General features: G+C 52.9%; 18 protein-coding genes, 2 pseudogenes, 1 riboswitch and 1 other annotated feature. Of the genes and pseudogenes, 13 read left to right on the top strand and 7 right to left on the bottom strand.

Going from position 1 to position 22,031, the window contains the following annotated elements; all coding sequences use genetic code 11:
* Positions 1-78: 78 nt before the first annotated feature.
* The 6 genes from V5G20_RS17210 to V5G20_RS17185 all read left to right on the top strand — a co-directional run bounded on the left by V5G20_RS17210 (position 79) and on the right by V5G20_RS17185 (position 6,130).
* Positions 79-429, top strand: coding sequence for a DUF485 domain-containing protein (locus V5G20_RS17210; protein ID WP_003387406.1), 351 nt, complete (start codon positions 79-81; stop codon positions 427-429).
* Positions 426-1,952, top strand: a complete 1,527-nt coding sequence (locus V5G20_RS17205; RefSeq protein WP_024985150.1) for a solute symporter family protein — start codon at positions 426-428, stop codon at positions 1,950-1,952. The genes V5G20_RS17210 and V5G20_RS17205 overlap by 4 nt, the downstream gene beginning before the upstream one ends.
* A gap of 80 nt (positions 1,953-2,032) precedes the next feature.
* On the top strand, positions 2,033-3,589 hold the full coding sequence (locus V5G20_RS17200) for a cation acetate symporter (RefSeq protein WP_338461445.1): 1,557 nt from the start codon (positions 2,033-2,035) through the stop codon (positions 3,587-3,589).
* Positions 3,590-3,633: 44 nt separating this feature from the next.
* Complete coding sequence (locus V5G20_RS17195; protein ID WP_003387403.1) at positions 3,634-3,951, top strand: hypothetical protein; 318 nt, start codon at positions 3,634-3,636, stop codon at positions 3,949-3,951.
* 120 nt (positions 3,952-4,071) lie between these two features.
* Positions 4,072-5,136: an HD-GYP domain-containing protein gene (locus tag V5G20_RS17190; RefSeq protein ID WP_338461443.1), complete on the top strand. Its 1,065-nt coding sequence runs from the start codon at positions 4,072-4,074 to the stop codon at positions 5,134-5,136.
* 139 nt (positions 5,137-5,275) lie between these two features.
* On the top strand, positions 5,276-6,130 hold the full coding sequence (locus tag V5G20_RS17185) for a universal stress protein (protein WP_338461441.1): 855 nt from the start codon (positions 5,276-5,278) through the stop codon (positions 6,128-6,130).
* 133 nt (positions 6,131-6,263) lie between these two features.
* On the opposite strand, the gene V5G20_RS17180 is transcribed toward V5G20_RS17185, so the two are convergent.
* From V5G20_RS17180 to V5G20_RS17170, 3 genes are all read right to left on the bottom strand, one after another.
* A complete protein-coding gene (locus V5G20_RS17180; protein ID WP_338461439.1) occupies positions 6,264-7,544 on the bottom strand; it encodes an MFS transporter in 1,281 nt (426 codons plus the stop codon).
* A 62-nt stretch (positions 7,545-7,606) separates the two neighbouring features.
* Positions 7,607-8,200: a TetR/AcrR family transcriptional regulator gene (locus V5G20_RS17175; protein WP_024985154.1), complete on the bottom strand. Its 594-nt coding sequence runs from the start codon at positions 8,198-8,200 to the stop codon at positions 7,607-7,609.
* A 132-nt stretch (positions 8,201-8,332) separates the two neighbouring features.
* On the bottom strand, positions 8,333-8,845 hold the full coding sequence (locus V5G20_RS17170; RefSeq protein WP_003387396.1) for a GNAT family N-acetyltransferase: 513 nt from the start codon (positions 8,843-8,845) through the stop codon (positions 8,333-8,335).
* Positions 8,846-9,100: 255 nt separating this feature from the next.
* On the opposite strand from V5G20_RS17170, the gene V5G20_RS17165 reads away from it, so the two are divergent.
* Together V5G20_RS17165 and V5G20_RS17160 are read left to right on the top strand one after the other, a co-directional pair.
* Positions 9,101-9,982: a deoxyribonuclease IV gene (locus V5G20_RS17165; RefSeq protein ID WP_338461436.1), complete on the top strand. Its 882-nt coding sequence runs from the start codon at positions 9,101-9,103 to the stop codon at positions 9,980-9,982.
* Positions 9,983-10,021: 39 nt separating this feature from the next.
* Positions 10,022-10,420: a hypothetical protein gene (locus V5G20_RS17160; protein ID WP_003387394.1), complete on the top strand. Its 399-nt coding sequence runs from the start codon at positions 10,022-10,024 to the stop codon at positions 10,418-10,420.
* Positions 10,421-10,621: 201 nt separating this feature from the next.
* On the opposite strand, the gene argS is transcribed toward V5G20_RS17160, so the two are convergent.
* The 4 genes and pseudogenes from argS to V5G20_RS17140 all read right to left on the bottom strand — a co-directional run bounded on the left by argS (position 10,622) and on the right by V5G20_RS17140 (position 14,394).
* Positions 10,622-12,337 (bottom strand): arginine--tRNA ligase, encoded by a 1,716-nt coding sequence (argS, locus tag V5G20_RS17155; RefSeq protein ID WP_338461434.1) that lies wholly within the window; start codon positions 12,335-12,337, stop codon positions 10,622-10,624.
* A gap of 57 nt (positions 12,338-12,394) precedes the next feature.
* Positions 12,395-12,643, bottom strand: a binding site (T-box leader).
* Positions 12,644-12,685: 42 nt separating this feature from the next.
* Positions 12,686-13,165, bottom strand: coding sequence for a hypothetical protein (locus V5G20_RS17150; RefSeq protein WP_031931765.1), 480 nt, complete (start codon positions 13,163-13,165; stop codon positions 12,686-12,688).
* Between the two features lie 96 nt (positions 13,166-13,261).
* A pseudogene (locus V5G20_RS17145) lies at positions 13,262-14,122 on the bottom strand (AraC family transcriptional regulator).
* A gap of 167 nt (positions 14,123-14,289) precedes the next feature.
* Positions 14,290-14,394: a YjcZ family sporulation protein gene (locus V5G20_RS17140; RefSeq protein ID WP_003387390.1), complete on the bottom strand. Its 105-nt coding sequence runs from the start codon at positions 14,392-14,394 to the stop codon at positions 14,290-14,292.
* A gap of 200 nt (positions 14,395-14,594) precedes the next feature.
* A riboswitch (SAM riboswitch) is annotated at positions 14,595-14,695 on the top strand.
* Positions 14,696-14,796: 101 nt separating this feature from the next.
* Here V5G20_RS17140 and metH point away from each other — a divergent pair.
* The 5 genes and pseudogenes from metH (at position 14,797) to V5G20_RS17115 (ending at position 21,985) form a co-directional block, all read left to right on the top strand.
* Positions 14,797-18,243 carry a methionine synthase gene (gene metH / locus V5G20_RS17135; protein ID WP_031931767.1) on the top strand — a complete coding sequence of 1,149 codons (3,447 nt, stop codon included), beginning with the start codon at positions 14,797-14,799 and terminating at the stop codon, positions 18,241-18,243.
* 32 nt (positions 18,244-18,275) lie between these two features.
* Positions 18,276-20,144, top strand: coding sequence for a bifunctional homocysteine S-methyltransferase/methylenetetrahydrofolate reductase (locus V5G20_RS17130; RefSeq protein WP_172920658.1), 1,869 nt, complete (start codon positions 18,276-18,278; stop codon positions 20,142-20,144).
* 229 nt (positions 20,145-20,373) lie between these two features.
* A pseudogene (locus V5G20_RS17125) lies at positions 20,374-20,896 on the top strand (AAA family ATPase).
* Positions 20,897-20,924: 28 nt separating this feature from the next.
* Entirely contained in the window at positions 20,925-21,512 is a 588-nt protein-coding gene (locus V5G20_RS17120; RefSeq protein ID WP_327970261.1) for a histidine phosphatase family protein, read from the top strand.
* Positions 21,513-21,544: 32 nt separating this feature from the next.
* Positions 21,545-21,985: an Rrf2 family transcriptional regulator gene (locus V5G20_RS17115; RefSeq protein WP_003387384.1), complete on the top strand. Its 441-nt coding sequence runs from the start codon at positions 21,545-21,547 to the stop codon at positions 21,983-21,985.
* Positions 21,986-22,031: the final 46 nt, after the last annotated feature.

Raw genomic sequence — 22,031 nt, 5'->3', positions numbered from 1 at the left:
TATTGGGAATTTTTTTGTAAAATAAGGAAGCGCTTTCAATGGCGCGGTTACACATTCTTGACAAGGGGAGATTCCACAATGGGAAATACAAGCTCGACAGCGAAGGCCATGTCTGAGAAGCAGACGTCTGTCCAGTACACGTCTATCATCCGGTCGGCGACGTTTCAGGAGCTGCTTAGACGAAAAAAAGCATTCATCGTACCCTACTCCATTTTCTTTTTCTTGTTCTACTTTACTCTTCCCATCATGACCTCCTACTTTCAAGTGTTGAACAAACCCGCCTTCGGGGCGATTACCTGGGCCTGGGTATTTGCCTTCTGCCAATTTATCATGACCTGGGGACTGTGCATCATCTATTCCAGGAAATCGCGGCAGTTTGATGAGCTGGTAGAGAAGATCAAGCAAGAGACGGGAGGCAAAAGCGCATGAATGTAATGGCATTTTTACTCTTTTTGGCAATTGTTGTGTTAACGCTTGTTATTACGTATTACGCCTCCAAACGGACCAATAGCACTAGCGAGTTTTACACGGCGGGAGGAGGACTGACCGGTTGGCAGAACGGCCTTGCCATCGCCGGCGATTACATGTCCGCGGCCTCTTTCCTCGGGATCGCCGGAATGATTGCTCTCTCCGGCTTTGACGGCTTCTTTTACAGTATCGGCTTTCTCGTCGCTTATCTCGTCGTGCTGTACATCGTAGCCGAGCCGCTGCGCAATCTCGGAAAGTACACGATGGCGGACATGATTGCGGCCCGGTTTGAAAACAAGCAGGTCCGCGGAGTAGCGGCTCTGAACTCCATCGCGATCTCCATTTTTTACATGATCGCCCAGTTGGTAGGGGCCGGCGCCCTGATCAAATTGCTGCTCGGTCTCGACTACACGACCTCTGTTCTGATCGTAGGCGTTCTGATGACGGTTTACGTCGTGTTTGGCGGCATGACGGCAACCTCCTGGGTGCAGATCGTCAAGGCGGTTCTGCTGATGGCCGGTACCTTCATTATTTCCGTAATGGTGTTTGCCAAGTTTGACTTCAGCGTGACGCAGATGTTCGAGCAAATGAAAACGGCAACGCCGCTGGGCGAAAAGTTCCTGAATCCGGGGAACAAGTTCAAGGACGGCCTCGATACGATTTCGCTCAATCTGGCGCTCGTTCTCGGTACTGCCGGACTGCCGCACATTTTGATGAGGTTCTTTACGGTAAAGGACGCCCCGACGGCGCGGAAATCTGTTGTGTACGCCACCTGGATTATCGGCTTGTTCTACGTCATGACGATTTTCCTCGGATTCGGCGCAGCCGCATTTGTCGGGGCGGACAAGATGGACCCTGCCGGAAACATGGGAGCGCCGTTGCTGGCCCAATTCCTAGGGGGCAATTTCCTCTTTGCGTTTGTGTCTGCCGTCGCCTTCGCTACCATTCTGGCGGTAGTGGCTGGTCTCGTACTCACGGCTGCATCAGCGTTTGCCCATGATTTTTACGGCCATGTCATTCGCCAGGGGAAGGCTACGGAAAGAGAGCAGATGGTCATGGCCAAATGGGCCTCTGTCGGCGTTTCGGTCATCTCGATCCTGCTTGCCCTGTTCGCGCAGAAGCTGAATGTCGCTTTCCTCGTTGCTCTTGCCTTTGCGGTAGCCGCCAGCGCAAATTTGCCGGTTATTATCTACACGATCTTCTGGCGTCGATTCAATACGACCGGGGCTGTTGTCGGTATGCTGGTAGGCTTGTTCAGCTCGCTGATCCTCGTTTTCCTCAGCCCGAACATCTGGAATCCGGAGGCGGGCAAGGCCATTCTGGTCGGAGAAGCTCTGTTTCCTCTCTCGAATCCGGGGATCGTCTCGATTCCGCTCGGTTTCCTTGCAGCCTGGCTGGGTACCTACTTCTCGAAGACCAAAGACGATGCGAAATACGATGAAATTGTTGTCAAAGCGAATACCGGGATGAAGGAATCCGCGTAGTCTCTGTACAATTGTAAAAGCAACGGAAAGGTGTCGGGGGAGGCTCCGGCATCTTTCCTATGAAACGGGGGAGCGGCGATATGTCATCGGTCATCTTTTTTTGCAGCGTCATTATCGGCACGCTGTTCATCACGTATTCAGCGGCGAGCCGAACATTCAATACGAGAGAGTTCTACGCTGCGGGAAACCGGATGACCGGGCTTCAGAACGGGGTGGCCATCGCCGGAGATTACATGAGTGCCGCTTCGTTTTTAGGAATCGCCGGGACGATAGCAATGTACGGTTTTGACGGCTTTCTTTATGCGATCGGCTTCTTTGTGTCGTATTTGGTCATGCTGTTTTTGATCGCGGAACCGCTGCACAATCTGGGCAAATATACGCTGGCGGATGCGATTTCCGTCCGGTTTGAGAGCAAATGGCTGAGGGGTGCGATTGCCGCCGTCACGCTTCTGATCACCGTCTTTTACATGATTGCGCAATTGGTCGGTGCGGGGGCGCTGATCCACTACCTGCTCGGCATTGATTACGCTGCTGCGGTGATGGTCGTGGGAACACTGATGACCATCTACGTCGTATTTGGCGGGATGGAGGCTACCTCGTGGGTGCAAATCATCAAAGCGATTCTGCTGTTGACGGGGACGCTGATCATCTGCCTGATCGTCCTGTCGCGCTTTCACTGGAGTCTGGCGGAGCTGTTTGTATATGTCGGCGAAGCGACACCGATGAAAGAGCGCTTTTTGCACCCGGGAAACAAATTCAACCAGCCGCTGGACATCCTTTCGCTCAATCTGGCTCTCATATTGGGGACAGCCGGACTGCCGCATATCATCGTCAGGCTGTTTACCGTAAAAGATGCCCCCACGACGAGACAATCCATCATTACGGCGACATGGGTGATGGGTGCGTTTTACCTGATGACGATTTTGCTCGGTTTCGGGGCATCTGCTTTTATCGGATGGGAGTTTATCCAGGACGCCGGATTCGGAGGAAATCTGACGGTGACGATGCTTGCGGAAGCGCTTGGCGGAGAATTTTTGATGGCTTACATCTCGGCCGTGGCTTTTGCGACGATTCTCGCGGTGGTCACAGGTCTTGTGCTGTCGGCCTCATCGGCGTTTGCCCACGATTTGTACAGCCATATCATTCGCAATGGGATGGCTTCGGAACGGGAACAGGTATGGGTCGCCAAATTATCCTCGGTGGGAGTAGGAGTGATTTCCATCTGGCTTGCGATTGGCGCGCAAAAAATGAATGTTGCGATTCTCGTGGCGCTGACTTTTGCTGTGGCGGCATCGGCCAACTTTCCCCTGATCTTCTTTACCATCTACTGGCGCCGTTTCACCCTACAGGGAGCGTTGACCGGGATTGTCACAGGGGCACTGTCCGCCCTCATCCTCGTTTGTCTCGGGCCGTCGGTCATGGACCCCGAAAGCGGCATGATTCTCGCCGAACCGCTGTTTCCTCTCGCCAATCCCGGCGTGGTTTCGATCCCTCTCGGATTTTTCGGAGCCATCGTCGGTTCGCTTGCAAGCAGACCGGCTCCCGGCGCGTCCGATCACTACGATGCGGTATTGTTTCAGGCACACACCGGCACGCGGCAGGGACTGCGTCACAGCGTGGCAGCGAAAAGCGAATAATCTGCTGCAATCCGGCCCACCCTATAGGTCAGGGGGGAAGCGATATGAGTACGGACAAAGAGACTCGGACATCTGCCGAGGTGGATGTCTACGAGCAGGCCCGGATTTCCTTGGTAGGATTGATCCAGGAGCTGTGCGAGGCGCTGGATGAGACCGATGCGGAGGCATACAAGCGAAAAGGCTATGAGATGATCGGCCAGTATTACAAGACGCCCGTACATACTGGTGAATTGACTCTCACCTGTGCCGCTGTTCTCGAAGATATTTTGCACAAGCTGGAAATGACCCAGCAGGGCGACCAGGTAACGATGGTCAGAGGCCCTTACAGTATTATGAAGATGGATGATCATGAAAAGAGTTAAAAGACCCGTCTGGCGGGTCTTTTTTGCTTGCTGCATGAAAGTTTTCTTGTCTACCGGATGGTTATTTCATGGTAAGATAGGTGGGAATAGCAGCAGGGGAGCAGGCAGGAGGAAGACCCCATGAAATATGTCAACATCGATCAGGTAGAACCGGGCGATGTCCTGGGCAGAAGCATTTATACGAGCGACGGTCTGACCTTGTTGCAGGCCAACGTACAGCTAACCGTTGGAATGATCAATAAATTGCGCCGTTTTGGCGTTACGATGGTAAGCCTCAAGGACCCAAACCTGCAGGACGTGAACACGGAAGAGGTTTTAAGCGAATCGACGAGAAAAGACGCCATCCGCAATTTGTCCGCGGCGATCCAGTGCATTCAGGCAGGAAAAGGAATCGATGTGCGCGGAGTCCAAAAATCCGTCAACAATATCGTGGATGAGACCTTGCGAAACCGGCGAGTTTTGTTAAACCTGGGTGAAATTCGCACGAATGACAATGCCCTGTACATACACTCCCTGAATGTTTGCATGATGGCTGTCGTCATGGGGGTTGGACTTGGATATTCCGTCAACCAGCTAAAGGAGCTGGCGATCGGCTCTTTGCTCCATGACATCGGGAAGGTCGTCAAAGAGGAGGGAGACGCTTCGCCCTACAAGCAAAACAGTATCGAGAATCACCATACGTGGACGGGATTTAACCTGCTGCGCAAAAAGCACGAGATGAGCATCGTTTCTGCTCATATCGCCCTTCAGCACCATGAGTGGGTAGATGGCAGCGGCATACCCAGAGGTCTGATGAGCCACGAAATCCATGAGTTCGGGAAAATCGTCGCGATCTGCAACGCATACGACAATTTCATCTCTCCTTTTTCTGAAGAAGAGGAGACGCTCCCGCCTTATGAAGCTTGCGAGCGCATCATGGGACTGGCGGAAAAAAGGTTTGACCACCAGATGGTCATTCAGTTTTTGCGGACAATTGCCATGTATCCGACAGGTACATCCCTGAAGCTGAGCACAGGCGAGGTAGGGATCGTGATTGATCAAAACAGGGGATTGCCCTCGCGACCAGTGGTTCGAATCATTCGCAAGGACAGAGTTGCCAATGAGCGAGTGGGGGACGACCACGAGATTCGGGATGTCGACTTGAGCGAAGAGACGACGATATTTATTACTGGCATATTAGAATAAGGCGAACAGACAGAAATCAGGGAAAAGTTTGCCTGATATAGGGGAGTTTCCCTACATACACCATCCTTTGTTTTTCCTAGAATGAAGTCAGAAAAGGGCGGACACGATTGCCTGATGACGAGGAAAAGGATGGTGCACAATGTCGATTCTGGTGCCGGTAGATGCTACTCCACAGTCTTTGCAAGCTGTAAAGTTTGCATTGGCTTTTACGAACGGAAATAACGAACTCTCTCTCTTGCATGTCATTCCACCGTTTTCATCCAGATTTGCTGTCAATCAGTTGGGAAACAAGACTGTGCAAGAATTTCAGCTGGATGAAGCGAAAGAGGACCTGAAAGAAATCGTGGAGCTGGTCGAGCAGGCAAAGGTTCCGTACAAACTGAATATTCAGTTTGGAGAACCGCACGAGGCAATTGTGGAAGCAGCTCGCGAAGGCCATACGGCTGTCGTCATGGGGACACACGGATATGGCCGGATGACCGGTTATTTGATGCAAAGCGTCAGCTATCCAACAATCCACGATGTGGAGATTCCCGTATTTTTAGTGCCCGAGGCGGCGAAGATCAACGACAAGTGGAAAACGGTACTGATCGCAGTCGACGGCTCCGACCACGCCATGAAGGCAGCGCAGCAAGCCATCCGGATGGGCAAAGAGGATGGCACCCGGTTTGTTCTTCTGACCGCGGTGATTCCTCCGGTCGCTTACGCAGGCGTTTACGGGATTGGCTGGGAGGATACAGCAACACTGGAATCGTGGGGGAAACAGACGATCCGTCCATACGAGGAGCTGTTTGAGCAAGCACAGGTCCCTTACGAGAGCAAAGTGTTGATCGGAGACCCGGCTACGCTGATCAAGGAAGTTGCCCAAGAGACAGAAGCAGATGTAATCGTCCTCGGCCACCACGGCATGAGCGGCATTGCCGGAACGCTGATGGGCAGTGTCACCTTCAAGGTGATTTACCGGACGAAAACGCCTCTATCGGTCGTGAAATAAAGGAAATACAGGGTAATCCTACCAAAGGGAAGGCTGTACGGATTGAAGACTACCCATCGAGCAGCGGCTAATGAAACCTGTTTGCTCGATGGGAGCATTTCATATCCCGGACAGTCTGTTTTTATTGTTGGCGTTACAACTGCTCGGTTTCAAGAGACTGCTGGTGTTTCGGTTTCGAGAGCGGATGTTGTTGTTCTTGGTTTGATTGTGATTGTGGCGGTTCTGCCTCCATAATTTTGTTGACCCCGAGGGAGCCAAGCAGCAGGAAGAAGCCTGACAGGCAGAAGACCGTGATCAGAGAGGTCAACTCCATGAGCGGGCCGGCCACAAACGAACTGATCATTACCAGTGCCACAAAGAGCGGTGTCATGGTGCCATTCACACGCCCCACGTACTCTTCGGCTACCAAATGAATCATCTTCATGCTGAGTACAATTTGCAAAAATGCCAGCAGCACTCCGGAAAGCAGGCGCATCGTCCCAGTCAGCGGAGCAGAGGTGGAAAGTGCCTCAACGACAACCGAGACGGCAAAAAAGACAATGGCGCCGTGAATGACCAGCTTTCCGTTTAACTGCCTGTGCAGGGCGGAGGCGAGGATGCCTCCGAGCAGCATGCCGACACCCTCCAGAGCCGTAAACCACTGGATGGATTCTTTCGGAAGCTGCAGGCGGTCTGTCACGAGAAAGACCTCCAGCGGATTGATCAGACCCGAGCCGAGTCCAAGCATGGCAAACAGCCACACAATCCCCCTAAGATGCGAGTGGTGCCTGACGTAGCGAATGCCGTCCTTGATCTCAGCCAGAAGCGAGGTTTTTTCATGAGAGTCACTAACGGAAGAAGCGCGCTTTGACGAGGGCAAACCCAAGAGCATGAACGCGGACAAGAGAAACAAGAGGGCCATCGCAAACAAGGAGACATAGACGCCGGAAGCCTCATAGACAAACGTCCCCACGATCGGGCCAAAAAGGATAAACAGCGACCCCATGCTTTGGGAAACAGAGATGGCGGAACCTACCTGTTCTTCCGGAACGTGTATCTTAAAGACTTTGGCGGAAGCGGGCTGTGAGAATTGGGAAACGACAGCGGAGACAAAGGTAGCGAAAAAAACAGCGGACCAATAGCCTTTCCAAAGCAGTACGGCAATCACGCAGACGGAGAGCGAGCTGAGGAGATTGGCGGAAATCATGGTCCGCTTCGGGTCCCAGCGGTCTGCCAGTGCCCCGCCGATCACGGAGAACAACAAAATGGGAACATACTCGATAGCAGTCAGCAGCGAGACGGCGGTCGGGTTGTTGCCGCTGATTTCCATGACGAAGAAGAGCAGCGCCATGTTTCGGATCCAGATGCCGATGTTTTCCAGCAAATCGGTAGAAAAGACGATGAGAAAGACGCGATTGCGCCAAAGCTCCTTCATTCAGGTTCCTCCTAACTTTTGCAAACCGAACGGTCGGTCTAATGATAGCCGAAAAAAAGGGGCTATTTTTTCCCCGTCCCCTTTATGAACACATCAATAGACTTTCGCATGTACGTATGAAGCTGGTCCGGGTGGTCGTAGTATGCTGCGCTGCATACCCCGCTGAGAAAGCCGTCCAGAAGATAGGCCAGGGCCGCCGGATCGTCTGCTTCAAACTCGCCTGCCTCAATGCCCTTTTCAAAAATGGGGATGTAGACTTGATGGGCTGTTTTTGTCAGATTGATGACCTGCTCCAGAATTTCGGGTTCAGCCAGCTTGCTGCCGCTGAACTCCTCGGCAGCCTTTTTCAACGGGTGATTTAAAAAATCATCTACGAAAAAGTCAGCCAATGCATACAGCTTCTCCGTCGCTGTGGGGTAGGGAGCGGAGTACCTTGCCCATTTCTCTTCCCATTCCTGCTGATTCTTTTCCAGCAGATAGAGAAACAATTGCTCCTTGTTTTTGAAATGGTAGTAGAGACTTCCTTTGCTTGCGTCTGCTGCAAGGCAAATGTCCTCGATGGAAGTTGCGGCATACCCCTTTTGGGCGAATAGTTCTGTTGCTTTTTCGGCGATATGTTGCTTTGTCTTTTCGCCTTCGAGACGGCGGCGTGTCATGGCGGATACTCCTTTTTCTAGACTGAACGTTCGGTATAGATTAAAGGTAAAACAACTTCGCGGATTTGGCAAGGGAAATACATCTTTTTCGTTTCCATGCGAAGTCAAAGTCAACATTTCCCGCTGCACTCACTATTTGATGTCGTAAGCCATGCAGATGACCAGTCCCAGCTTTTCGGTCATCCGTTCTTCATAGACGCGGAATCCGCATTTTTCATAAAACGGGACTACCCCTCGGTTTTTATCCAACACGCCCAGATGAAGGGACGTGTAGCCGTTTTCTTTATACCATGCAATCAAGGTGTCCAGAAAATGCTGAGCGTATCCTTTTCCCTGGTGGTCCTTGTGCAGCATGATGAGCCCGAGCCATGGATTGCCATCGCGAGGATTTCGCAGGATGAATTGGGCAATGCCGACGAGATCGCGGGTGGAGCGGGAACGGAGCAAGATGCTGTAGGAGTCTTCCATCGCCAGATTCTCGGCGTGGTCCGATTCCACTGTTTGGACAGTGACTTCCCGCTTGCCGTACGCATACTCCATGTAATCGGGGTTGGAATTGTAGACGGAGAGCAGCTCATCGAAATCGCTCTCCTCTACGGGAAAGTAAAGCAGGTGCTGGCTCGAAGCAGGAAATGGAGACGGCATCGGGTACCTCCTGAAACATTTTGATAGGATTTGAAGATGGATATTAATCGAAATAAAATGAAATGTCAATCTTGCAAATACTGCTCAAAATAAGGACCTCAGCCCAAGTCATTTCTTGCAGGGGAAAAGAAACGAAAATGATAGATGATCCAACAGGCAGGCGCATGACAAACCGGGTCCCGTAGAGGACAGCAGACTGAAAAAAACAAAGGTGGGGGAAACTGCAACTAATCAGCAGAGGGAAGGAGATGCTACATGTTTGTCGGTTGTCACGTCAGTATCAGAAACGGATACGCAGGAGCGGCAAAGGCAGCAATGGCGATCGGAGCGAACTGCTTTCAGTACTTCCCGAAGAATCCAAGGAGCATGGGCGTAAAAACCTTTGATGCCAAAGATGCAGCTTCGTGCAGGCGCTTTGCAAAGGAACACGGCATGCTATCCATCAGTCATACGTCGTATCCGACAAATCTTGCAGTGGAAGAGGAGGAGCTATACGAGCGGACTGTCGAACACCTCCGCAATGATCTGGAGATAGCGGAAGCATGCGGTTCACTCGGTGTAGTCGTTCACTTCGGGCACAGCAAGGGTGGCGACCCGCTCGAGGGATACAAGCGGATGATCCGGCTTTTGGATGAGCTGCTCTGCGATTGGCGGGGAGAGGCGAAAATACTGCTTGAAAACAATGCAGGGCAGGGAACCCGGATGGGGACGACCATCGAAGAGCTGGTGCAGGTGCGTTCCTTGCTCGCGTCACCTGACCGGGTGGGTTTTTGTCTGGACACCTGTCACGCTTTTGCCAGCGGGCTGTGGCGGGGACACGATTGGGACGAGGTTTGCGCTCACATGCGAAACGCGGGGTATTTTTCATCACTTGTCGCTGTTCATTTGAACGATTCCGTTTATCCGAGCGGCTCCTTCCGCGACAGACATGCTCCTATCGGCAAGGGTGAGATCGGGTTGGAGGCGTTCGCAGCATTCCTGCAAACTCCTGAGCTAGCGGACATCCCGTTCATTTTGGAAACCCCGGCACCGGCGGATGGAGGTCACCAGGAGGAAATTTCGCTGGTTCGCCGGCTGGCAGAGCAGAGAGATGGAGTCTTCGGTGTGGAAAAAGGAGCGACCCGTGTGGTAGAGTGAGGAATGAAGAGTTGTGTGTCGAACCAAGGAGGAACATACGTGAAAAGACGAGTGAAAGTAACAATCGAAGATTTTTCTTCCCTGCAGGAAAACCTGAACAATCCCGAAGAGCTCGCCCTCTACCAGGGAGCCAACGGACATACATACGATGCGGAAATTGAGCACGATGGCTATGCCATCATTGATGTAACCGAGGATGACTATATCGAGCTTGCCCCCGGCGAATATCAGATCATGATCGAAGAGTGGACCAAGGCAGGGAATATCGGAGACTGCACACTGGAAACCAAATCCGACCCGGCCGATGACAAGGCGATGCTGTACCGCCTCGTGGATGCGTCCGGAAATGAAAAGGAACAGCCGGTGTCGCTCTCCAAACAAGTCGTCGAGCTTCTGGGCAAGACTTGGTTTGGGAAAAATGCAAAGAAAGAAGAATAAAAAAGCAGCGCTGGCCGATCAAAGACATGTACTGTTAAAAGGGGCGGGTACGTTTACAAGTTCCGGACCAGCCCCGCGACAAGACTCCTGACAAGCCGGATGGAAGGCTAGCACCGGATGGAAGGCCGGCAATCGAAAAAAAACCGCCGACGCATTGCATGGGACTGATCCCATAATGCATCGGCGGTTTTGCTTGTTTTCTTACATTTCTTCCGGTGCTGCGAGTCCGAGAATGCGGAGCCCTTCCTTCAAGACCGTAACAACAGCCGCTACGAGCTGGAGACGCGCATTTTTCACAGCGTCCTCCTCGGCCAGGATGCGGACGTTTGCGTAGAACTTGTTGAAGGCCTGCGCGAGGTCGATCACGTACTTCCCGATTTGCGAAGGATCAAAGCCGTTGGCAGCGCGGTCTATCACTTCCGGGAATGCATTCAGAAGCGTAACGACTGCCCAGGCTTCCTTGCTGTCCAGCGCATCCTGAGGCAAGCTTACCGCTGCGGACGGTACATAGCCGCCTTTTCTCAGCAGGGAGCAAGCACGTGCGTGCGTGTATTGGACGTAAGGACCGGTTTCGCCTTCAAAGGTGAGCATCTCTTCCCAGGAGAAATTGATGTCATTGAGACGATAGTTTTTCAAGTCGTGGAAGATGACGGCCCCGACGCCAACCTGGCGGGCGACTTCTTCCTTGTTGGCGAGACCAGGATTCTTTTCCTCGATCACTTTCTTGACGTCTTCGATCGCCTGGGACAGCACTTCTTCCAGCAGGACGACCTTGCCCTTGCGCGTGGACATTTTCTTGCCGTCCTTCAGCATCATACCAAACGGAATGTGATGCATTTCCTTTGCCCACTCAAAGCCCATTTTCTCCAGTACCTTGTAGAGCTGTTGGAAGTGAAGGCGTTGCTCGTTTCCGACGACATAGAGCGCTTTGGCGAAGTCGTAGGTTTCATGGCGGTAGAGGGCAGCAGCAAGGTCACGCGTCGCGTACAGCGTGGCGCCGTCCGATTTTTTGATCAGGCTTGGCGGCATGTCGTATTCATCCAGCGTCACGACCATGGCGCCGTCCGATTCCGTCAGCAGGCCTTTTTCCTCCAGCATGGCGACGACGCGATCCATCTTGTCGTTGTAAAATGCTTCGCCGTGTGTCGAGTCAAAGGAAACGTTCATCAGATCGTAAATCTTCATGAACTCCTTCAGAGATTCATCGCGGAACCACTGCCACAGGTGGAGCGCTTCTGCGTCTCCGTCCTCCAGCTTTTTAAACCACTCGCGCCCTTGATCCTCCAAAGACGGATCGTTCTCCGCTTCTTCGTGGAAGCGCACATAGAGGCTGAGCAGTTCTTTGATCGGCTCCGCTTTTACTTTTGCCTCGTCGCCCCACAGGCGATACGCCACGATCAGCTTGCCGAACTGCGTGCCCCAGTCGCCCAGATGGTTGATGCGGACCGGCTGGTAACCGTGTTTTTCCATGATGTTGGCAATCGCGTTTCCGATCACGGTAGAGCGCAGATGCCCCATGGAAAACGGCTTGGCAATGTTGGGAGAAGAAAGATCGATCGGAACCTTCCGCCCTTTGCCCATGTCGCGGCTGCCGTAAGCGGCTCCTGCGGAGAGGATGGTGCCTACTACCTCTGCTGCGACACTTTGCTGATCGAGAAAAATATTGACGTACGGGCCAACTGCCTGGACTTCGCGAACCGGCGTACCCGAGATAAGCGGGGCAAGCTCGGCTGCAATCACAGGAGGCGCTTTGCGAAGTGCCTTTGCCAGTTGAAAGCAAGGGAAGGCGATATCGCCCATGGCCGGATTCGGAGGCGTCTCCAGCATGTTGCGCACTTGCTCGGCCCCCAGCGTATCTACGCCTTGCTTGGAAAGGGCTGCAGAAATCATCTCAGCCACTTGATGCTTGTAACTCATAGCGATGCAAACTCCCTTCATCATGAAAAATAAAAAAACCTCTGCGTCTCTGATTGATCAAGAGACGAGAGGTATTCTCCCGCGGTGCCACTCTTTTTGCCATGCAGCCTTTACACTTCGGGCAGCACAGCCGCTTTGTTCTGCGATAACGGGCAGACCCGGCTGCCTTACTTGCTCCAGAGATAAACCGGGCAATCAGACAGCATCTCCGAGGTGCGATTCCTGCCGCCATCCTGCACCGGGCTTACACCATCCCCGGCTCGCTTGGGCATTTTGACGGAGTACTTTCCTCATCATCGATCCTTTATGATTCATCCATTATAGCGAAAAGGATGCGGCTTTCGCAACTCAATCATCCGCTTTTTTTATGATCGCATCGAGATCGCGAAACAGGTCGCGGGTCAGCGATTCTTTGTCTTCGGCAGCATTCCATTGCTGCTTGAACTGCTGCAGCTTCTCGAGCAGAGCCAACTCCGCCTCCGCGTCCTTTTCCAGATCGTGATTTTCACTCGGGTCGAATGGCATCAACCGCTCATCCGTGCCGCTGCGAAGATAGGCGGTTTTCCAGTTGTCCGGAAACTGATAAGCCTGCTCTCCGAACAGAATCGCGAGAACATCGTCCGATTCAAGCGGCAGGAAGTGGTCGAATTCGTCGCGCCTGCCCCCTTCGGACAGATTGATATGTGTAAAGGAATACCGGAGATAGTGTTGGCCATTTTCGCTGTCTTTCACGACAGAATATGTCTCGAAGTCGGTTTGTTCCAGTTCTTTTACCGTTTCGATACGCGATAGGAATTCGTGCTTGTCACAAGGGTGTAGTGGATCCAAAGCGTTTCGCTCCTTTGCTTGGCTTCGACCTCATCATAGCAAAAGGGGCATGGATTGACAATGAGCGGGGACAGCGGGCGGACTGGAGCTGGAACACTAGTCGATCGGTATGTAAATTTTTATTTTCATTTGATCCGGGTACACGGACTGGCGGACATCGGTTATTTCAAAATCAGGTCCTTCTCTTCGCTCGTAGTTGGAATTCGGAAGCCAGGTGCCGTAAATATAGGTTCTTGTATTTTGGACAGAGTCAATCACCCTGAATTCGGCGTATTTCCCTGCCGGAAGCAGACAGTGGACAAAGCCATCCTCCAGCTCGCCATCCAAGTTTTTTACTTCTTCGCCGACGATGAACGTAAAGTCGCCGTTATCCTGGAAATCGCACTAAATGCCGTATGCCATGTCAGGGGCGGCTTTGTTGGGAATCCGCATATAGTGTCCATTCCTTCCGAAATCGGCATAGAAGCGGGGAATGTCCTCAAAGTAGCGTTCGTTGTTCAGATTTGTCTTGTAGGCGTACCCGACGATGGCAATGCTGTTTAATTGCACAATGTTTGGTTTGTTCATGCTTATTTCTCCCTTTGCTCGTTTTTGATCATCCAAAAAATCCAGCTTCTTTTGCAGGGAAATAGGTATGTTCGCCTTTCGGAACTTGGCCGGGGTGATGCCGAAAGTAGCTTCAAAAGCACGGGTAAACGCCTCCTGGGAGCCGTACTGGCAGGCGATAGCCAGATCAAGGATGCTTGTTTGCGTCTGTTTCAACAAAACGGCGGCCTCGCTCAGCCTTCTTTTTCGTATGTACTCGTGAACCGAAAAACCGGAGATCGCTTGAAACAGCCGTTGAAAATGAAAGGCGGAAAAACAGGCTTCCGCGGCAATATCCGCGATATTCACCTCCTCTTGAAGATGCTTTTCGATAAATTCGATTGCGCATTGAATCCGCTCGTAGTGATCCATACCTGCCTCCATTTCCCAGATGTGCTACTCCTATTGTACAGCCGGGAAGACGATGTTTTTTGATAATCTGTGCCGATTTGGCAAGTGATTGCTTGATTTCTTCAAAGTGCACCTGTTGGACAAGAAAAAAGAAGCCTGGATTCCAGGCCCCTTTTTCAAGCAGCTGCTTAGCAGTCGTTATTGCACCCTACGATGACCAGCAGGATAAACAGAACGAGCACTAGGGCGAAGCTGTCACCGAAGATATTGTTTCCGCAGTAGGATGTACTCATGTCGTTTTCCTCCTTTCCGATATGCTTTAGTCTATACACGGGAGTCATGAAGAGTGTGGGCGATTGACTATATGGGGCAAATATGGGCGCCGGACTTGCGTGGATACGGACAATTTCTTCATTGACGCGGGGGAGGGGGGGGTGTTAAGATACTTTCAAACCTTGCAATTACTGGAACGAATCGAATAAAAAAGCGACATCTCTTATCCAGAGAGGCAGAGGGACTGGCCCGATGAAGCCTCGGCAACCGGAATTTTCAGGTGCCAATTCCAGCAAAGCCGTGTGCTTTGAAAGATGAGAGGATGCGTCAGGCGTATCGTATTCGCGGACAAATCCTCTTCTGCACACAGAAGAGGTTTTTTGTTTATCTGAGATGATCTGCTTTGAGAAAAGGAGTCTGCCATGAAACCGAATTTTCGCGAACAGCTTTACCGAAAAATTCTGATACTGGACGGCGCGATGGGAACAATGCTGCAGCAAGCCAACCTGACTGCCGAGGACTTCGGCGGAGAGGAATACGACGGCTGTAACGAGCTGTTGAACCTGACCCGGCCGGACGTCATTCGCTCGATCCATGAAAAGTACCTGGAGGCGGGTGCCGATATTATCGAGACGAATACATTTGGCGCTACGTCCATCGTCCTGGCCGAGTATGACGTGGCGGAAAAGGACCTGGAGATCAACATCGCCGCTGCCAAAATCGCTCGCGAGGCCGCAGATGCCTATTCCACGCCTGAGTGGCCTCGCTTTGTGGCAGGGGCGATGGGCCCGACGACCAAGACGCTTTCTTTGACGGGCGGGGTCACCTTTGACGAGCTGGTCGAGTCGTATTACCGCCAGGCAAAAGGGCTTTTGATCGGGGGAGCGGATGTGCTGCTTCTGGAAACCTCGCAGGATACGCTGAACGTAAAAGCGGGCGGCATCGGCATACGCAAGGCTTTTGATGAGCTGGGGACGGAAGTGCCGGTCATGCTTTCGGGGACGATTGAGCCGATGGGCACGACGCTGGCGGGACAAAACATCGAAGCGTTCTACGTCTCGCTTGAGCACCTCAAGCCTGTCAGCATCGGGCTGAACTGTGCGACCGGTCCCGAGTTCATGCGCGACCATATCCGCACGCTATCCGGTCTTGCAGACTGTGCCGTGAGCTGTTATCCCAATGCCGGTCTCCCGGACGAGAACGGCCACTATCACGAAACTCCGCAAGGGCTGGCGGCAAAAGTCAAGGCATTTGCCGAGCAAGGATGGCTCAATGTGGCGGGCGGATGCTGCGGAACCACGCCCGACCACATCCGGGCGATGGCCGAAGCCTTGAAAGACTGCAAGCCGCGTGCCCGGCAAGAGCATGCAGTCAGCGCCGTGTCCGGGATCGATGTCGTCTACGTGGAACAGGACAACCGCCCGCTGCTGGTCGGGGAGCGCACGAACGTCATCGGGTCCAAGAAATTTCGCGATCTGATCGCAGCCGGACAATACGAGGAGGCTTCCGATATCGCAAGGGCACAGGTGAAGCGGGGGGCTCATGTCATCGATATTTGTCTGGCCGACCCGGACCGCGACGAGTACGGCGATATGGAAAAATTCCTTCAATATATTGTGAAAAAAGTAAAGGCGCCTCTCATGATCGATTCCACGGATGCGCGCGTCATGGAGCTGGGGTTGAAATATTCCCAAGGGAAAGCGATTCTCAACTCGATCAACCTCGAAGACGGGCTCGAACGGTTCGAGCAAGTCGTGCCCTTGATCCACAGATACGGGGCCGCAGTTGTCGTCGGAACTATCGACGAGACCGGCATGGCTGTCACCGCCGAGCGAAAGCTGGAAGTGGCAAAACGCTCCTATGACCTTTTGGTAAACCGGTTTGGCGTCAATCCGCGGGACATCATCTTCGACCCGCTCGTGTTTCCTGTCGGTACAGGAGACGAACAGTACATCGGCTCTGCCAAGGCGACAGTAGAAGGCATTCGCCTGATCAAAGAAGCGATGCCCGAGTGCAAGACCATTCTCGGCGTCAGCAACGTGTCGTTTGGTCTTCCGGCCGCAGGTCGGGAAGTGCTGAATGCCGTTTTCCTCTACCATACGACAGTCGCTGGTCTCGATTATGCCATCGTCAATACGGAGAAGCTGGAGCGCTATGCTTCCATCCCTGAAGAAGAGAGAAAGCTGGCTGAAGCTCTTTTGTTCGAGACAAAGGACGAAACGCTTGCCTCCTTTACCGATTTTTACCGGCAAAAGAAAAAGGAAGCCAAAGTCGAGGTGTCCTCGCTTCCACTGGAAGAGAGACTCGCGCGGTATGTCGTCGAAGGCTCCAAAGACGGACTGGTAGAAGATTTGAAGCTTGCTTTGGAAAAATACGCGCCGCTGGAAATTATCAACGGGCCGCTGATGACCGGGATGGAAGAAGTGGGCCGCCTGTTCAACAGCAACCAACTGATCGTGGCCGAAGTACTACAGAGCGCCGAAGTAATGAAAGCATCCGTTTCATTCCTGGAGCCGTTTATGGAAAAAACGGAGTCGGCGGCAAAAGGGAAGATTTTGCTGGCCACCGTAAAAGGCGACGTCCACGATATCGGAAAAAACCTGGTAGAGATCATCCTTTCCAACAACGGCTATGAAGTCGTCAATCTGGGGATCAAGGTTCCGCCGGAGCAGCTGATCGCCGCTTGCCGCGAAGAGAAGCCGGATGCGATCGGTCTGTCCGGTCTGTTGGTCAAATCGGCCCAGCAAATGGTCATTACCGCGCAGGATTTGCGCGAGGCTGGCATCGACGTGCCGCTGATGGTAGGCGGAGCGGCACTGACACGTAAATTTACGTCCAACCGGATTGCACCCGAATACAAAGGAATCGTTCTGTACGCCAAGGATGCAATGGACGGGCTGGAGCTGTTTAATCGACTGCAGGACCCGGAAGCAAGAGAAAAGCTCCGGGCCGAGCAGCAGGAGGCAATCGAGGCTGCGGCTTCTGCCCAGGCCCCGCCCGAAGTTGAAAAACCGTCCAAACCGAAGCGTTCCGCCGTCAGCCGCACACAGCCGATCTACCTCCCGCCCGATTGTGAACGGCATGTGCTCCGCAACTATCCGCTGAGCCATCTCCGGCCGTATCTCAATTTGCGGATGCTGCTCGGAAAGCATCTCGGCGTTCGCGGAAATGTAGACAAATTGCTGGAGAGCGGAGACGAGAAGGTGACGGAGCTTCACGATCTGGTGCAGGAGCTGCTTGCGGAAGCAGTACAGGCAGGCTCGATAACAGCAAACGGGATCTATCAGTTCTTCCCCGCACAGGCGAATGGAGACGAGATCTTGATCTACGACGCCAAGGATCATTCGCGGGTCTTGGAACGCTTCCAGTTCCCGCGCCAGCCAGAGGAGCCGTACCTTTGTCTGTCGGACTTCCTGCGGCCCGTGGAAAGCGGCGAAATGGACTATGTCGGATTCCTGGCGGTCACGGCGGGCAGCGGCATTCGAGAACAATCGGAACGTTTGAAACAAAAGGGCGACTATCTCCGATCCCACGTCTTGCAGGCGCTGGCGCTGGAGCTGGCCGAGGCATTTGCCGAGCGGGTCCATCACGTGATGCGGGATAGCTGGGGCTTCCCGGACCCTGCGGAAATGACGATGCTGGAGAGATTCGGCGCGCGTTATCAGGGCATCCGCGTTTCTTTCGGATACCCGGCATGCCCCAACCTCGAAGATCAGGCCCAGTTATTCCGCCTGCTGCGGCCGGAGGACATCGGCATTCAGTTGACGGAAGGCTTCATGATGGAACCGGAGGCCTCTGTAACAGCGATGGTGTTTTCTCATCCGGAAGCGCGGTATTTCAATGCGGGCCCATCCGTTTTTGAATTGTAAGGTCGAGATGTTATGGAGAGAAGGGATGGATTTTGTCAGCGAATAAAAAAGATTTGCGCGCATATTTGCAAGACAATCTGCTGATCGGGGATGGGGCGATGGCGACGCAGTTGTACCGGACAGGTGTGCCGGTCGGCGTCAGCTTCGAAGAGCTGTGCCTCTCCAACCCCCAGCTCGTGCATGATGTGCACAAGGCGTATTACGACGCCGGTGCGCGGCTTTTGGAAACAAACACATTCGGTGCCAATCGGGATGCGTTGTCCCGTTATGGCCTGGAGCATAAAGTAACGCGGATCAACCGGGCTGCTGTGGCGATTGCCCGCGAAGCAGCGAAGGAAGATGCCTTTGTGGTCGGCAGCATTGGCTCGATTCTGGCGGGGCGGGTCCGACAGAAGGCGATGGATGAGTTCCGCGACCAGTTCGAAGAGCAAGCAATTGCCCTGATTCATGCAGGTGTCGACGGCCTGATTCTGGAGACGTTCCTCGATGTCGAGGAGCTGCTGCTGGCAATCGACGTCATCCGGCCGCTGACAGATCAGCCGCTGATCTGCCAACTGGCAACGCTGGAGGTGGGCCGTACACGCGATGGCTACACCCTGACAGAGGCGTTCTCGCTGCTTCAAAAGGCTGGAGCTGACATCGTCGGTTTGAACTGTCGCTTGGGTCCGGCCGAAATCCTGCGTTCATACGAGCGGGTCCAGGTGCCGGAGGGGGCGCTTCTTTCCGCGTTTCCCAATGCGGGACGGCTCGGCTTGACCGATGGAGAGTACGCGTATAAGTCTTCGCCGGAGTATTTTGCGGAAAGCGCAAAGCGGCTCAGAGAACAAGGCGTCCGTCTCTTGGGGGGCTGCTGCGGTACGACGCCGGAGCACGTCAAGGCGATGGCCGACGCTCTGCATGGACTCGCACCGCAGGTGAGGGTGAATCCTTCGGAGACGGAAAATGAACGGCCCTCCCTGTCGTCTTACAATGTCAGGGACAGACAAAAGCCCAGCATCGTCGAGCGAGTGAAAACAGGTACGACGATTATCGTCGAGTTCGACCCGCCGAAGGACCTCGATACCGAGGGCTTCCTGCAAGGGTGCTGTGAATTGCACAAGGCCGGGGCCGATTCGATAACGCTGGCCGACAACTCGCTGGCCAATGTGCGGATGAGCAATATGGCGCTCGGCGCGATCATGAAAAGCCAGTACGGGATGGATCCGCTGATTCACATCGCCTGTCGCGACCGCAACCTGATCGGGCAGCAATCGCATCTGATGGGCTTGCACGCTCTCGGCATTGACCAGGTTCTTGTCGTGACCGGGGACCCGTCCCGGTTCGGGGATTTGCCAGGGGCCAGCTCGGTGTTCGATGTCACGTCATTTGATCTGATCCGCATGGTGAAGCAGCTGAATGAAGGCATATCCTTCTCGGGACGTCCGCTGAAACAGAAGGCGCAGTTTATCGTGGGCGCAGCCTTCAACCCGAATGTTCGCCAGATCGACGCGGCGATCAAACGGTTGGAGAAAAAAGTGGAGGCCGGTGCCGATTTTATCATGACGCAGCCTGTCTACGATGCGGAAGCGATCCGGCTTGTCTACGAATCGACGAAGCACATCAACATCCCGGTCTTCATCGGCATCATGCCGCTGACCAGCCAGCGGAATGCCGAGTTCCTGCACAATGAAGTGCCGGGGATCAAGCTCTCGGACGAAGCGCTGGCGCGCATGCGCAAGGTGCAAGGCGAGGAGGCCAGACAAGAGGGGATCAAGATGGCAAAAGAATTGCTCGACGCAGCGATCCCGATCTTCAATGGCATCTATCTGATTACGCCGTTCAACTATTACGCAATGAGTGTAGAGCTGATCCAGTACGTACGGCAAAAGAGCAGCCTGCTGCAAGCTTCTGCCCAGGCCTGACAGGCAGCATGCAATGTAATAAGGAGCCCTTGTTTGGCGGACCGATCATTTCGGCATTCGACAGCAAGGGTTCTGCTTTTGTCAGAGGGGAAAAAAACACAGACGGTTTATCGAGGCAGGTTTCTTGGAATCGCGTGCTGCCGGTAACAGGACGGGCGTAAAAGGTAAAGGAAAAAGCGACGCTTGCGGAGAAGATAGGTTAAAAAATAATGGCAAAAACGGTGGTCTCATGGCTAAAAAAGGTCCAACCAAAATCCATATTATCGGCTCTGTCGGAAGCGGAAAAACAACTTTGGCACGATTGCTTTCAGCCAAACTGGATGTTCCGTTTTACGAATTGGACAACGTTGTCTGGAAGCGGTTCAAAACGGGAGATGTAAGAAGAACGGACGAGGAAAGAGACGAGCTTCTGGGCGAGATCACAAGCGCGGACGTTTGGATTGTCGAAGGCGTACACCATAAATGGGTACACCCCAAGCTTTGAGCGGGCCGATTTGATTATCTTTTTAGATACAAGCTATCGCACAAGGACTTTTCGGATCATCAAAAGGTTTGTCCGGCAAAAGCTTGGGCTGGAGCGGGCAAACTACAAGCCTACTTTCCGGATTTTTCGCAACATGTTTGTCTGGAATGCCCATTTTGAGAACGAGAGCAAGCCGGAAATTGAAAAAATGTTGGATCGATACAGCGAAAAATTGGTCGTTCTGAAGGATAACAGCGAGATGGAGAAATACTTTGGCACAAAGCAGTAATTACTGATGATCATGCAGGTGAGAGACGATGCGAACCAATATCATTTTCGCTAGACATGCCCATTCCGATTATACGCCGGAGGAGCGGACAAGACCGTTGTCGGAAAAAGGCTTGCGCGATGCCCAAACAGTGAGTGAGCTGTTAAAAAAAGAGAATATTCACCACGTGCTTTCAAGTCCATACCGGCGAGCCATTCAAACAGTTGAAGGGATTGCCGTAAGCCTTGAGAAGGAAATCGTGATCGAGGAAGACTTCAAGGAGAGAGTGTTGAGCGAGAAACCCGTGGAGGATTTTCATGCTGCGATCACGCGAGTTTGGGAAGACGAGGGGTTTTCCTGGGATGGAGGGGAGTCCAATAAAGCGGCGCAGGATCGCGGAGTAAAGGCCATTAAACGAGTTTTACGCAGGCTAAAAGGGAAAAATATCGTAATCGGCACCCATGGCAATCTCATGGTGTTGATTATGAATGGTTTTGACAGCCGCTACGGTTTTGATTTTTGGAAACAGCTCGATATGCCGGATATATACAAGCTGTCCTTTGACGGATCAGAGCTGAAAGAGGTCACCAGGCTGTGGAGACGCAAAGACAGTGTTGACATTTGGAATTCGTTGTAGCTATAATGATTACAACGGAAGGATGAAACAAAATGAAAATCAGCAGTCGATTCAGCATTGCTGTCCACATCCTGTCTTTGCTGGCAATCGCCAAGGATGCACATGGAACTTCCGAATGGATTGCAGGGAGTGTAAATACAAACCCTGTAACGATTCGCAGGATATTGGGACAGCTAAAAAAAGCGGGATTGGTCAATGTCCGCGCCGGAACTGGCGGAGCTTACTTGTTGAAAGGTCTGGATGAAATCAGTTTGCTGGATGTCTTTCGAGCGGTTGACGTAGTTGAGGAAGACCAGCTCTTTCACCTGCATGAGCAGCCAAACCCGGATTGTCCGGTCGGAGCGAACATACAAGCCGTCCTGCAGCTCATATTTACCCGCGCCCAAAATGTAATGGAGCAGTTCCTGGCAGATATAACGGTGGACGAGGTAGTGAATCAGCTCACGCAAAAGATAAAGAGCGGTGCTAAATGATTTTTTTTTAGACTGGTTGTAATGTTGTGGTTTACAACGTTACAAC

Origin of the sequence: Brevibacillus borstelensis (assembly GCF_036700025.1) — a bacterium.
Lineage (GTDB): Bacteria > Bacillota > Bacilli > Brevibacillales > Brevibacillaceae > Brevibacillus > Brevibacillus borstelensis.
This window is presented reverse-complemented; position numbering and strand designations above follow the sequence as displayed.

Excerpts from the sequence above, each read along its gene's own strand:
- V5G20_RS17210 (WP_003387406.1), top strand. The coding sequence starts at position 79 with ATGGGAAATACAAGCTCGACAGCGAAGGCCATGTCTGAGAAGCAGACG.
- V5G20_RS17205 (WP_024985150.1), top strand. The coding sequence starts at position 426 with ATGAATGTAATGGCATTTTTACTCTTTTTGGCAATTGTTGTGTTAACG.
- V5G20_RS17200 (WP_338461445.1), top strand. The coding sequence starts at position 2,033 with ATGTCATCGGTCATCTTTTTTTGCAGCGTCATTATCGGCACGCTGTTC.
- V5G20_RS17195 (WP_003387403.1), top strand. The coding sequence starts at position 3,634 with ATGAGTACGGACAAAGAGACTCGGACATCTGCCGAGGTGGATGTCTAC.
- V5G20_RS17190 (WP_338461443.1), top strand. The coding sequence starts at position 4,072 with ATGAAATATGTCAACATCGATCAGGTAGAACCGGGCGATGTCCTGGGC.
- V5G20_RS17185 (WP_338461441.1), top strand. The coding sequence starts at position 5,276 with ATGTCGATTCTGGTGCCGGTAGATGCTACTCCACAGTCTTTGCAAGCT.
- V5G20_RS17180 (WP_338461439.1), bottom strand. The coding sequence starts at position 7,544 with ATGAAGGAGCTTTGGCGCAATCGCGTCTTTCTCATCGTCTTTTCTACC.
- V5G20_RS17175 (WP_024985154.1), bottom strand. The coding sequence starts at position 8,200 with ATGACACGCCGCCGTCTCGAAGGCGAAAAGACAAAGCAACATATCGCC.
- V5G20_RS17170 (WP_003387396.1), bottom strand. The coding sequence starts at position 8,845 with ATGCCGTCTCCATTTCCTGCTTCGAGCCAGCACCTGCTTTACTTTCCC.
- V5G20_RS17165 (WP_338461436.1), top strand. The coding sequence starts at position 9,101 with ATGTTTGTCGGTTGTCACGTCAGTATCAGAAACGGATACGCAGGAGCG.
- argS (WP_338461434.1), bottom strand. The coding sequence starts at position 12,337 with ATGAGTTACAAGCATCAAGTGGCTGAGATGATTTCTGCAGCCCTTTCC.
- V5G20_RS17140 (WP_003387390.1), bottom strand. The coding sequence starts at position 14,394 with ATGAGTACATCCTACTGCGGAAACAATATCTTCGGTGACAGCTTCGCC.
- metH (WP_031931767.1), top strand. The coding sequence starts at position 14,797 with ATGAAACCGAATTTTCGCGAACAGCTTTACCGAAAAATTCTGATACTG.
- V5G20_RS17120 (WP_327970261.1), top strand. The coding sequence starts at position 20,925 with ATGCGAACCAATATCATTTTCGCTAGACATGCCCATTCCGATTATACG.
- V5G20_RS17115 (WP_003387384.1), top strand. The coding sequence starts at position 21,545 with ATGAAAATCAGCAGTCGATTCAGCATTGCTGTCCACATCCTGTCTTTG.